Below are 11,698 nucleotides of genomic sequence, written 5' to 3'. Positions count from 1 at the left end.
CCGCCGCGTCACAGGTTGCGCCAGAAGAACAGCGCGCTGAACCCCTGCCCGGCGAGCTGGGAATCCCCACCGGCCAGCGCGTAGAGGATCTGGGTGCCGGTGAAGAACAGCGCGCTCACCCCTGGCACGAACAGCAGCACCCCGAGCAGCGCCAGCGGCGCCCACGGCCGCACCTTCTCGCCGAACCGCTGCGCGGGCGCCGACAGGTACGGCTCGAGCGCGCCCCACCCGTCCAGGCCGGGGACCGGCAGCATGTTCAGCACGAACGCGACGACCTGGAACAGCGCCAGCGCGGAGAGCCCGGCGGCGACCGGCCGCGGCATGCCGGGGAACAGCGCTACGACGACGATCAGCGCGAAGCCGACGACCAGGTTCGCGGCCGGCCCGGCCAGCGAGACGCCGGTCCGCCAGGCCCGCGACCGCAGCGCCCACTGGTTGATCCAGACCGCGCCGCCGGGCAGCGGCAGGCCGCCGATCAGCAAGATGATCAGCGGGAGCACCAGGGACAGCCCGGGATCGGTGTAGCGGCGGATGTCGAGGGTGAGATAGCCCTTCATCGCGACCGAGGTGTCGCCGCCCTTGTAGGCGGTGATGGCGTGCCCGAACTCGTGCAGGCACAGCGACACGACCCAGCCGGCCAGCACGATCACGAAGACGCCGGTGATCGCGAGGGCCTCGGACCCGGCCGGGACCGCGGCGGCCGCCAGCGCCACCCCGAACAGGGTGATGCCGACGAGCAGAAGGAACCACGGGCTGATACGGCGGGTCAGGGAGGGCACGTACCCATCCTCCCGAACCGATCAAACGGACGCGCGTGGGGCTTCACTCGTTCGGCAGAGCCGGCTTGCACAGAGCGAATGTCGGCGCTGTACTTACAGCGGTGTCATTCGCCGGTGCGTTGCGGGGAGGTGGGCGAGTGGACGACGTCGAGGGGTTCATGCGGATGCTGCGGCCGGCGGAAGCCGGGCCGGGGGCCGAGCAGCCGGTCGTGGAGGATCACGACCGGGTCGCGCAGGTTCTGGACCTGAAGGGGCTGCTGGACGAGGTACCCGGGGACGAGGTGCCCGACTGGCAGGAGCGTGCGCTCTGCGCCCAGACCGATCCGGAGGCGTTCTTCCCGGAGAAGGGCGGGTCCACCCGGGAGGCGAAGCGGATCTGCTCCGGCTGCGAGGTCCGGGCCGAGTGCCTGGAGTACGCGCTGGCGCAGGACGAGCGCTTCGGGATCTGGGGCGGCCTGTCCGAGCGGGAACGACGGCGGCTGCGCCGAGCAGCCGTCTGAGCCGTACCGGCCCGGGTCACCGCGAGGTGCCCGGGCCGTCGTGCACCGGGGCCCGCTCAGTTGCCGTCGACCGCGTCCGGCTCGATGTTGAGGTACTCCGCGACCTGCTCGACCAGCACCTCGTGCACCAGGTCGGCCAGATCCTCGCCGTTGCGCGCGCGGGCCTCCAGCGGGCGGCGGTAGAGCACGATCCGGGCCCGGGTCGGGATCCCGGCCGGGTCCACCCCGGCCGGCACCAGGTGCGCCAGCGGGACGCCGACGTCGGCGAGCACCCCGGTGCCCCAGACCACCTCGTCGGGTGAGGTCCGGTCCACACTCGGCACGTCGTCGACGGCCAGGTCGAGATCGGCCAGCTCCGGCCCCCAGCGGGCCTCGATCGGCTCCAGGGCCTCCAGCACCTTCGCGTCGAACCGTTCGGCCCGGGTGCGGAAGGCGGGCGTCGACACCGGATACATCAGTCCGCGCAGTCCCCGGCCGCGACGGTCCCGGCGGCGTGGGGTGCGGCGGAGCAGGCGGTGGGCGGTGGACACCGGTGCAGTCTAGGCCCCGCCGCGGCCGTCGCGGAGCGGCGACGGCCCGTCGGCGGAGCGCCGTACACCGAGCCGGGTGCGCGTCGCAGTGCGGCGGACGCGGGCGTACGGGCTATCGTCCCCCGTGTGTTGAGTGTGCGGAGATGTTCACGGACGGGCTGCACCGAGCTCGCCGTCGCCACCCTCACCTACGTCTACGCCGACTCCACCGCCGTCGTCGGGCCACTGGCGACCCAGGCCGAACCGCACTCCTACGACCTGTGCACCGGGCACGCGCACAACCTGACCGCGCCGCGCGGCTGGGAGGTCGTCCGGTTCGAGGGCGAGTTCGCCCCTCCCCAGCACACCGGCGAGGACCTCACCGCGCTCGCCGACGCCGTCCGCGAGGCGGGCCGGGTGGACCGGCCGGTCGAGGTGGTGGCCCGGCCCGGCGGGACCGGCAGGCGGGGGCACCTGCGGGTGCTGCCGACCCCCGACGAGGACAGCGCGGACGGGTGAACGGCCTGAGATAGGGTCAGTCGTCGTGCCCGACCTCTCGGCGATCGTGAAGGCCTACGACATCCGCGGTGTCGTCGGCGACCAGCTCGACGAACCGGCCGCGCGCGCCCTCGGCGCGGCGACCGCGCGGCTGGTCGCTGCGGACCGGCCGGCCCCCTCCGCGGTGGTCGTCGGCCGGGACATGCGGGACAGCTCACCCGCGCTGGCGGCCGCGTTCGCCGACGGGGTGACCGGCCAGGGGCTCGACGTCGTCGACATCGGGCTGGCCAGCACCGACATGCTGTACTTCGCCTCCGGCTCGCTGGACCTGCCGGGTGCCATGTTCACCGCCAGCCACAATCCGGCGCGCTACAACGGCATCAAGCTCTGCCGGGCGGGTGCGGCCCCGATCGGGCAGGACAGCGGGCTCACCACCATCCGGGACGACGCCGGCCGGCTGCTCGCCGACGGGATCGTGCCGGTCGCGGCCACCGGCACCGTCCGCACCGAGGACATGCTCGCCGGGTACGCGGCGTACCTGCGCTCGCTGGTCGACCTGTCCTCGCTGGACGCGGGCCCGGAGCTGACCGTGGTCGTCGACGCGGGCAACGGGATGGGCGGGCACACCGTCCCGACCGTGTTCGACGGGCTGAACGTGCGGGTGGTGCCGCTGTACTTCGAGCTCGACGGCACCTTCCCGAACCACGAGGCGAACCCGCTGGAGCCGGCGAACCTGGTCGACCTGCAGAAGCTCGTCGTCGCCGGGGGCGCCGACCTGGGCCTGGCCTTCGACGGCGACGCCGACCGCTGCTTCGCCGTCGACGAGCGCGGCGACGCGATCAGCCCGAGCGCCATCACCGGCCTGGTCGCGGTCCGCGAGCTGGGCCGGGCGCGGGACGCCGGAGAGCCGTCCGCCGCCGTCATCCACAACCTGATCACCTCGCGGGCCGTCCCGGAGCTGGTCGCCGAGCACGGCGGCCGGCCGGTCCGGACCCGGGTCGGCCACTCGTTCATCAAGCAGACGATGGCCGAGACCGGCGCGGTGTTCGGCGGCGAGCACTCGGCGCACTACTACTTCCGGGACTTCTGGAAGGCCGACTCCGGGATGCTCGCCGCGCTGCACCTGCTGGCCGCGCTCGGCGAGCACCGGCGCGCGCAGCCGGGCGGAACGCTGTCCGGCCTGATGACCGCCTACGAGCGCTACGCCGCCTCCGGCGAGATCAACTCGACGGTCGCCGACCAGGCGGCGAAGGTGGCCGAGATCGAGACGGTCTACGGTCCGCGGCCGGGGGTGGCGCTCGACCGGCTGGACGGCCTGACCGTGACGCTGCCGGACGGCTCGTGGTTCAACCTGCGGGCCTCGAACACCGAGCCGCTGCTGCGGCTGAACGTGGAGGCGCCGGACGACGCGGCGGTCCGCAGCCTGGTCGACGAGGTGCTGGCGGTCGTCCGCGCCTGAGGTGCCGCGCACCCCGGGTGACCGCCGCAGCGGGCGCCGGTACCCGGTCGGCCCCCGCGCGGTGCCGACCCGTGGTGGCAGCATCGACTCCAGACATGACGACGAGGAGAACCGTGGCCGTACAGCTCGACCCCCAGCTGCTCGAGATCCTGGCCTGCCCGTGTGACGCGCACGCCCCGCTGCGTCCCGGCACCGCGGGCGAGCCGAGCGCGGACGCGCTGACCTGCGTGTCCTGCGGCCGCTCCTTCCCGGTCACCGACCAGATCCCGGTGCTGCTGCTGGACGAGGCCCTCCCGGGGACCGGTCCGGCGAGGGACGACGGGTGAACGGCGTGCTCGACGACACCCTGCTGGCCGACCCGGGGGAGCTGATGGCCCGGGACACGACCGGCGTGCTGCGGGCCGCCGCGACGGCGGGGGCGCAGGTCCGGTCCGCGGTGCACGCCTGTGACGAGGCCGGTCTGGCCCGGCTGCGCGGGCACCGGCCGCGGGCGCTGGTGCTGCTGCGCAGGCCCGGCGTGTCCGGGGCGGTCGCCGACCTGGTGACCGCGCTGCTCGGTGACCGCTGCCCGGTCCCGGTGGTGCACGCCGCGGTGGTGCCGGGCTGGGTCGGGCCATTGGACGTCGTCGTCGCGCACACCTCCGATCCGGCCGATGCCGAGCTGGCCGAGTCGATCGCGATCGCGGTCCGCCGCGGCGCCGAGGTGATCCTGTCGGCGCCGGACGCCGGGCCGGTCGCCCAGGCGGGTGCCGGGCGGGCCCGGCTGGTCGAGCCGCGGATCCCGCTGCCCGAGGGGCTCGGCTTCGCCCAGGCGCTGGCCGTCGTCCTGGTGACGGTCACCGAGCTGGAGCTGATCACGCCCGCCCCGGCCGCCGGGCTGGAGGCGCTGGCCGACGCGCTGGACGCCGAGGCCGAGCGGAACCAGCCGGGGCACGAGCCGTTCGTGAACCCGGCGAAGTCGCTGGCGCTGCGGCTGGCCGAGCGGACCCCGCTGCTGTGGGGGGTCGATCCGGCCGCCGCGGCCGTCGCCCGGCAGGGGGTGACCGCGCTGGCGGCGCACGCCGGCGTCGTCGCGCACGCCGCCGATCTCGGCCAGGCGGGCACGCTCGCCGGGCTGCGGGTGGCGGTGGACCTCGCCGAGCGTTCGGCCGGGGTGTTCCACGACCCGTTCGACGACACCGATCCGGACCGGGACGCGGCCCCCGCCCCCCGGCTGGTGCTGCTGGGCACCGGCGAGGAGGATCCGCAGGCGGTCAGCCGCCGCACGCTCGGCCGGGAATGGCCGAACGCCGACGTCGCGCACCCGGTCGAGGAGGTGCCGCGGGGCACCCGCGACGCGGTCCTGCTGCGGGCCGCCGTGCTGGCGCTGCGCGTCGACATCGCCGCGGTCTACCTGGGCCTGGCCGGCCGGGCCGCGCTCGGCACCTGACACACCCGCGAACAGCTGACACCGGGAGACCCGTGGAACTGCTGGAGAACCCGATCCGGACCTACGCCTGGGGGTCGCGGACCGTCATCGCCGACCTGCTCGGCGAGCCGGTGCCGTCCCCGCACCCGCAGGCCGAGCTGTGGCTGGGCGCGCACCCGGCCGCGCCGTCGACGGTGGGCGGTCCCGCGGCGCGGCGCCCGCTGCACGAGCTCATCGGGCAGGACCCGGCGGCCGCGCTCGGCCCGGGCCGGGAGCGGTGGTCCGGGCGGCTGCCGTTCCTGCTGAAGGTGCTCGCCGCCGAGGAGCCGCTGAGCCTGCAGGCGCACCCGAGCCTGGAACAGGCCCGGGAGGGCTGGGCCCGGGAGAACGCGGCGGGCATCGCGGTGGACGCGCCGAACCGCAACTACCGCGACGCCAACCACAAGCCGGAGCTGATCTGCGCGCTCTCCGAGTTCGTCGCGCTGGTCGGCTTCCGTGAGCCGTCCCGGACGGTCGAGCTGCTGCGCGCGCTCGACGTGCCCGAACTGGCGTCCTACACCGAGCTGCTCGCCGGGCAGCCCTGCTCGGACGGGCTGCGCGCGCTGTTCACGACCTGGATCACGCTGCCGCAGTCGGTGCTCGACGGCCTGGTCCCCGCGCTGCAGGAGGGGGCGGTGCGGCTGCTCGGGGCCCGCACGGCCGACAGCGAGCGGTTCGCCGGGGAGGCCCGCACCCTGCTGGACCTCTCCGAGCGCTACCCGGACGACGCCGGTGTGCTGGCCGCGCTGCTGCTCAACCGGATCACCCTGCAGCCCGGTGAGGCGCTGTACCTGCCCGCCGGGAACCTGCACGCCTACCTCTCCGGCGCCGGCATCGAGCTGATGGCGAACTCGGACAACGTGCTGCGCGGCGGCCTGACCCCGAAGCACGTCGACGTCCCGGAGCTGCTGCGGGTGCTGGACTTCGCCGCGCCGCCGCCGCCGGTGCGCACCGCGCGGCCGGATCCGGGCACCGACGGCTGGTACCGCTACGACGTCGGGGCAGAGGAGTTCCTGCTGCGCCGCGCCGATACCGGCGGCCGGGACAAGCTCGACGTCCCGGGTGCCGGGGCGCGGATCCTGCTGTGCACCGCGGGGGCCGCCACGGTCGCCGCACACGGCGAGGAGGTGGAGCTGCCGCGCGGCGCGGCGGTCTACCTGGCCGCCGCCGACACCGGCGCCGTGCTCACCACCGGCGACGACGGCGCCACCGTGTTCCTGGCGGGCGACGGGCTCCAGCCCGGCGGGGAGCGGTCTCAGTAGGTGTTCGGCGCCCGGTGGTGCTCGAAGATCAGTGACGTCCGGGTGCCCGCGACCTCGGTCCAGGAGTTGAGCGCGCCGACCAGCTCGCGTAGCGCGACCGTGTCGGCGGTGGCAACCCGGATCATGTAGTCGTCGTCGCCCGCCAGGAAGTACACGTCGCGCACCGCGGGCAGCCGGGACGCCCGGGCGACGAACTCGTCCAGGCGGTCCCTGGCGTCGGCCTGCAGCCGCACCGAGATCATCGCCTGCAGCGGGTGGCCGGTGGCGGCCGGATCGACGTCGGCGTGGTAGCCGCGGATCACCCCGCGCTCGCGCAGCGCCCGGATCCGGCCGAGGCAGGTGGACGGCGCGATGCCCACCGCGGCGGCGAGCGCGTTGTTCGGCGCGCGGGCGTCACTCTCCAGCAGCCGCAGCAGCGCGCGGTCGATGTCGTCGAGCCGAACGTCGTTCGGCCGGGCTGCTCGACGGAGGGACAGTCCTGAAGATTCTTCGCTCAACGTCGCTCCTTCGAGAATCTTCATCGTGCTGGTTGGCAGCGTACCGCTTCTTCTTCACCATTGACCGTAGCCGAGGTGAGGAGCGAGACATGCGCGTCGCAGTGCCGAAGGAGACCAAGGACAATGAGTTCCGGGTCGCCCTGACCCCCGCCGGGGTGCACGAGCTGGTCCGGCGCGGGCACGAGGTCGTCGTCGAGCACGACGCCGGTGCCGGCTCCGCGATCGCCGACGCGGACTACAAGGAGGCCGGCGCGCAGATCCTGGCCGACACCGCCGAGGTGTGGGGCTCCGCCGAGCTGCTGCTCAAGGTGAAGGAGCCGATCGAGTCCGAGTACGGGTTCCTGCGGCCCGACCTCACGCTGTTCACCTACCTGCACCTGGCCGCGTCCCGGCCGTGCACCGACGCGCTGCTGGCCGGCGGCACCACCTCGATCGCCTACGAGACGGTGCGGACCGCCGACGGCAGGCTGCCGCTGCTCGCCCCGATGAGCGAGGTCGCCGGCCGGCTGGCGCCGCAGGCCGGCGCGTACCACCTGATGCGCTCGGCCGGTGGCCGCGGCGTGCTGATGGGCGGCGTCCCCGGCGCTCCCGGCGCCGATGTCGTCGTGCTGGGTGCCGGGGTCGCGGGCGCGAACGCGGTCGCCATCGCGGCCGGCATGCAGGCCCAGGTGACCGTGCTGGACATCGACGTCGACAAGCTCCGCGCGATCGACGAGCGCTACGCGGGCCGGGTCCGCACCGTCTACTCCACCGGTCTCGCCGTGCGCGAGGCCGTGACGAACGCCGATCTGGTCATCGGCGCGGTGCTGGTGCCGGGCGCCAAGGCACCGACCCTGGTGCCGAACGAGCTGGTCGCGCAGATGCGCCCGGGTGCGGTGCTGGTCGACATCGCGATCGACCAGGGCGGGTGCTTCTCGGACTCGCGGCCGACCACGCACGCCGAGCCGACCTACCCGGTGCACGAGACCGTCTTCTACTGCGTCGCGAACATGCCGGGCGCGGTGCCGCACACCTCCACCCGGGCGCTGACCAACGCCACGCTGCCCTACCTGCTGCGGCTGGCAGATCAGGGCTGGGAGGCGGCCACGGCGGCCGATCCGGCGCTCGCCGCCGGTCTGTCCACGCACCGGGGCGAGCTGCTCTCGGCCGAGGTCGCCGAGGCGCACGGACTGCCGCACCGCGCGAGCTGAGCCGCCGCCGCGGCGGTTCCCGCAGGTCACGGGGGACGAAAGCGACATTCCACCGCGCAATCTCATTGTGACCTTAAATCTGGGCTCCGATGCGTGACGCAAGGCTGCCGGCGGTCGTAACTTCACCGCCCATGACGGTCACGAGCCGTGGTGGCGGGATCTTCCGCACCAAGACGGTCGAGCAGTCCATCCGGGACACCGACGAGCCGGACACCCGGCTCAAGAAGGATCTGGGGACGATCGACCTGATCGTCTTCGGCGTCGCGGTGGTGATCGGTGCGGGTATCTTCACCCTCGCCGCGAGCACCGCGGGCAACATCGCCGGGCCCGCGGTCTCGCTGTCGTTCGTGCTGGCCGCGGTCGCCTGCGGCCTCGCCGCGCTGTGCTACGCCGAGTTCGCCTCCACCGTGCCGGTCGCCGGCAGCGCCTACACGTTCTCCTACGCCACCTTCGGCGAGTTCCTCGCCTGGATCATCGGCTGGGACCTGGTGCTGGAGTTCGCGGTCGGCTCGGCCTACGTGTCGAAGGGCTGGTCGGAGTACCTGGCCCAGACACTCGGCCTGTTCGGCGCCGACGTGTCGACGTCGTTCGACCTCGGCGGGTTCTTCTCCTTCGACTGGGGCGCGCTGCTGCTCGTCGTCGCGCTGGCGTTCCTGCTCTACCGCGGCACGAAGCTGTCCAGCCGGGTCAGCCTGGTGATCACCGCGATCAAGGTGCTGATCGTGCTGTTCGTGATCGTGCTCGGGCTGTTCTACGTCAACGCCGCCAACTACACCCCGTTCGTGCCGTCGCCGGAGGCCGGGACCACCGAGACCGGCACCGGCATCCAGCAGTCGCTGCTGTCCTTCTTCGGCGGCGCCTCGTCCAGCGTGTTCGGCGTCTACGGGGTGTTCGCCGCGGCCGCGATCGTGTTCTTCGCCTTCATCGGGTTCGACGCCGTCGCCACCACCGCGGAGGAGACGAAGAACCCGGCCAAGGCGCTCCCGCGGGGCATCCTGGGTTCGCTGGCAATCGTCACCGTGCTCTACGTCGCGGTCGCCCTGGTGATCACCGGGATGGTCCCGTACACCGAGCTCGCCACCCAGCCGGACGGCACCCGGGCCACCCTCGCCACCGCGTTCGCCTCGCTCGGCGTCGACTGGGCGGCGACGATCATCGCCCTGGGCGCCCTGCTCGGCCTCACCACCGTCGTCATGGTGCTGATGCTCGGGCAGATCCGGGTCATCTTCGCGATGTCCCGCGACGGCCTGCTGCCGACCGGTCTGGCGAAGACCAACAGCTTCGGCACCCCGGGCCGCGCCACCTGGCTGATCGGCACCGTGATCGCCCTGGTCGCGACCTTCTTCCCGGCCGACGACCTGGAGCAGATGGTCAACATCGGCACCCTGTTCGCGTTCGTGCTGGTCTCGATCGGCGTGGTCGTCCTGCGCCGGACCCGGCCGGACCTGCCGCGCGGCTTCCGCACGCCGCTGGTGCCGCTGGTGCCGATCCTGGCGGTGCTCGCCTGCGTGTGGCTGATGCTCAACCTGTCGGTGGAGACCTGGCTGCGGTTCGTGCTGTGGATGATCATCGGCGTGGTGATCTACTTCGCGTACTCGCGGAGGAACTCGGTGCTCGGCAGGCGCGAGCGCGGCGAGCTCCCGGCGCAGGCCGCCCCGGAGTAGCCCCGGGCCGGGCGCCACCGCTGTTCGGCGACTCCTCGTGACCGCCCGACAGCAGTACGCTCGCATCCCATGACCGTCCCACCGCCCGGTGATCCGGACAGCCCCGCGGTCTGTCTCGACGTCGGCTCGTCCTGGACGAAGGCGGTGCTGGTGCTGCCGGACGGCACCCCGGCCGGCTTCGCCGAGCACCCGACCACCCCCGACGTGGACGAGGGCGTCGCCGCCGCGGTCGCCGCCGCGGCGGCCTCGGCGGGCCGCGCCGGCGGCCCCACCCCGCCGGTGCTGGCCTGCTCCTCGGCGGGCGGGCCGCTGCGGCTCGCCGTGGTCGGCGCGGAACGGCTCACCACGGTCGAGGCCGGGCACCGGGTCTGCCGGTCCGCGGGCGCCCGGGTGGTCGGCGTGCACACCGGGCCGCTGGAGGGCCACGCGGTGCGCGAGCTCGCCGCCCAGGAGCCCGGCGCGGTGCTGCTGCTCGGCGGGCCGGACGGCGAGGACCCCGGCGTGCTCCTGCACAACGCCGGCCGGCTGGCCCGCACCCGGGGCCGGTGGTCGGTGCTGCTCGCCGTCGATCCCTCGGCCCGGGCGGACGCGCTGGAGCTGCTGCGGGCCGGTGGGCGCACCGTGCGGTCCTGCCCGAACCCGACACCGCGGCGGGGCGAGATCGTGCCCGGACCGGTCCGCGACGCGGTCGCCGAGCTGTACGCCCGGCAGGCCCCCGGCGCCCGGCCGCGCCGCCCGGGGGAGCGGGCCCGCACCCGGACGCCGGTCGCCGTCGCCGACGGTGCGCGGGCGCTGGCCCGGCTGACCGGCACCGGGGTGCTGGTGGTCGACGTCGGGTCGGCGACCACCGGCGTGCACGGCTGCGTGCCGGACGGCGATGGGTTCCCCGCCGAGGCGGTGATGACGGTCGAGGGGGACCTCGGCGTCCGCGACGGTGCCGCAGGCGTCCTGGTCGAGGGCCAGACCGAGGGGCTGGTCGATCCGGTGGAGGCGGACCTGCTCGGGCCGGCCGTCGCCGCGCTCGCCACCTCGGGCGCCGCGGTCCCGGCCGACCGCGGTGCCGCGGCGGAGGACCGGCGGCTCGCGGCCGTCGCCACCGTCGTCGCGCTGCGCAGGCACCTGCGGCACACCGGCCGGATAGATCCGGCGGGCCCGGGCGGCGGCCGTGATATCGGTCTCGTCGTCCTGACCGGCGGGGTGTTCCGGCAGCGGGACCCGGCGGGGCTCGCCGCGGTGGCCGCGACGGTGCGTCGCGATCCCGCGCTGATGACCGCTCTCGCGCAGGTCGACGTCGAGGTCGACAGCGAGTCCGTGCTGGCCCCGGCCGGTCTGCTGGCCGCGCACGGACGCGAGCGGGCGGCGGCTGCGCTGCTCGCCGAGCGGCTGCTGGGATGATCGTCACCGGCGTCCGGAGCGGTTGACACCCACCGGACGCCTGGGAACGATGGAGCCCGCGAGAGAGTCGGGCGCCGAGAGGCGCTGCAGCGGTGAACCGCTCGGCTGCGCGAGCAGCGGGCACGATCCGCCACGCTCGGGCCCGACCCGCCACGGACGAGGAAAGGGCGCCTGTCTCCGACGAGGAGGGAGGGCCGACGTGACCCGTCCTGGGCCCGTTCGCCCATCCTTCCTGCGCGGAGCGCCCACCCGTCCGGTTCCGCGGCCGGTCACCCCCGGCCGTCCGGATGAGTTCGACCCGATCGCCCGAGGAGGCGCACCCACCCCATGACCGCATCCCAGACCACCGGCCACCCCAAGCTGCAGACCGTGAACGGCCTCGACTTCGCCATCGCCGACATCAACGGTCACGAGGCGGGCCGCAAGGACATCCGGCTGGCCGAGAACGAGATGCCGGGCCTGATGGACCTGCGCCGCGAGTACGCCGAGGCCAAGCCG

General features: G+C 74.3%; 13 protein-coding genes. 10 read left to right on the top strand and 3 right to left on the bottom strand.

All coding sequences use genetic code 11. The annotated features are described in order from the left end of the window. Window positions 1-8: 8 nt before the first annotated feature. A complete protein-coding gene (locus ABZ881_RS25065) occupies window positions 9-779 on the bottom strand; it encodes a site-2 protease family protein (RefSeq protein WP_358488040.1) in 771 nt (256 codons plus the stop codon). A gap of 164 nt (window positions 780-943) precedes the next feature. Between ABZ881_RS25065 and ABZ881_RS25060 the strand changes: the two genes are divergently transcribed. Next, window positions 944-1,279, top strand: coding sequence for a WhiB family transcriptional regulator (locus ABZ881_RS25060; RefSeq protein ID WP_232021734.1), 336 nt, complete (start codon window positions 944-946; stop codon window positions 1,277-1,279). 56 nt (window positions 1,280-1,335) lie between these two features. Here ABZ881_RS25060 and ABZ881_RS25055 read toward each other — a convergent pair whose 3' ends face one another. Then, window positions 1,336-1,809, bottom strand: a complete 474-nt coding sequence (locus ABZ881_RS25055; protein WP_085914786.1) for a metallopeptidase family protein — start codon at window positions 1,807-1,809, stop codon at window positions 1,336-1,338. 135 nt (window positions 1,810-1,944) lie between these two features. Between ABZ881_RS25055 and ABZ881_RS25050 the strand changes: the two genes are divergently transcribed. The 5 genes from ABZ881_RS25050 (at window position 1,945) to manA (ending at window position 6,454) form a co-directional block, all read left to right on the top strand. After that, window positions 1,945-2,307 carry a DUF3499 domain-containing protein gene (locus ABZ881_RS25050; protein WP_344029835.1) on the top strand — a complete coding sequence of 121 codons (363 nt, stop codon included), beginning with the start codon at window positions 1,945-1,947 and terminating at the stop codon, window positions 2,305-2,307. A 25-nt stretch (window positions 2,308-2,332) separates the two neighbouring features. Continuing rightward, on the top strand, window positions 2,333-3,745 hold the full coding sequence (locus ABZ881_RS25045; protein WP_358488038.1) for a phosphomannomutase/phosphoglucomutase: 1,413 nt from the start codon (window positions 2,333-2,335) through the stop codon (window positions 3,743-3,745). Between the two features lie 113 nt (window positions 3,746-3,858). After that, window positions 3,859-4,071 (top strand): Trm112 family protein, encoded by a 213-nt coding sequence (locus tag ABZ881_RS25040; protein ID WP_358488037.1) that lies wholly within the window; start codon window positions 3,859-3,861, stop codon window positions 4,069-4,071. Beyond that, a complete protein-coding gene (locus ABZ881_RS25035; protein ID WP_358488036.1) occupies window positions 4,068-5,174 on the top strand; it encodes an SIS domain-containing protein in 1,107 nt (368 codons plus the stop codon). The genes ABZ881_RS25040 and ABZ881_RS25035 overlap by 4 nt, the downstream gene beginning before the upstream one ends. Before the next feature lie 32 nt (window positions 5,175-5,206). After that, on the top strand, window positions 5,207-6,454 hold the full coding sequence (gene manA, locus ABZ881_RS25030) for a mannose-6-phosphate isomerase, class I (protein WP_344029563.1): 1,248 nt from the start codon (window positions 5,207-5,209) through the stop codon (window positions 6,452-6,454). On the opposite strand, the gene ABZ881_RS25025 is transcribed toward manA, so the two are convergent. Further along, window positions 6,448-6,951 carry an Lrp/AsnC family transcriptional regulator gene (locus ABZ881_RS25025; protein ID WP_358488035.1) on the bottom strand — a complete coding sequence of 168 codons (504 nt, stop codon included), beginning with the start codon at window positions 6,949-6,951 and terminating at the stop codon, window positions 6,448-6,450. The two genes, manA and ABZ881_RS25025, sit on opposite strands and share 7 nt — an antisense overlap. A gap of 89 nt (window positions 6,952-7,040) precedes the next feature. Here ABZ881_RS25025 and ald point away from each other — a divergent pair, with 89 nt between their 5' ends. The 4 genes from ald to ABZ881_RS25005 all read left to right on the top strand — a co-directional run. Next, a complete protein-coding gene (ald, locus tag ABZ881_RS25020; RefSeq protein WP_344029569.1) occupies window positions 7,041-8,141 on the top strand; it encodes an alanine dehydrogenase in 1,101 nt (366 codons plus the stop codon). Between the two features lie 131 nt (window positions 8,142-8,272). Continuing rightward, window positions 8,273-9,805 (top strand): amino acid permease, encoded by a 1,533-nt coding sequence (locus ABZ881_RS25015; RefSeq protein WP_358488033.1) that lies wholly within the window; start codon window positions 8,273-8,275, stop codon window positions 9,803-9,805. Window positions 9,806-9,874: 69 nt separating this feature from the next. Then, complete coding sequence (locus ABZ881_RS25010; RefSeq protein ID WP_358488032.1) at window positions 9,875-11,200, top strand: glutamate mutase L; 1,326 nt, start codon at window positions 9,875-9,877, stop codon at window positions 11,198-11,200. 327 nt (window positions 11,201-11,527) lie between these two features. After that, window positions 11,528-11,698, top strand: a 171-nt coding sequence (locus ABZ881_RS25005; protein WP_358488127.1) for an adenosylhomocysteinase, incomplete at its 3' end; no start/stop codon positions are given.

This window comes from Pseudonocardia sp. NPDC046786, assembly GCF_040645415.1.
Classification (GTDB): Bacteria; Actinomycetota; Actinomycetes; order Mycobacteriales; family Pseudonocardiaceae; genus Pseudonocardia; species Pseudonocardia kongjuensis.
Note: the sequence above shows the minus strand (reverse complement) of the source record. Positions and strands in the feature narration are given on the sequence as shown.

Coding starts and splice junctions, on each gene's coding strand:
- ald (WP_344029569.1), top strand. CDS start 7,041: ATGCGCGTCGCAGTGCCGAAGGAGACCAAGGACAATGAGTTCCGGGTC.
- ABZ881_RS25010 (WP_358488032.1), top strand. CDS start 9,875: ATGACCGTCCCACCGCCCGGTGATCCGGACAGCCCCGCGGTCTGTCTC.
- ABZ881_RS25015 (WP_358488033.1), top strand. CDS start 8,273: ATGACGGTCACGAGCCGTGGTGGCGGGATCTTCCGCACCAAGACGGTC.
- ABZ881_RS25060 (WP_232021734.1), top strand. CDS start 944: ATGCTGCGGCCGGCGGAAGCCGGGCCGGGGGCCGAGCAGCCGGTCGTG.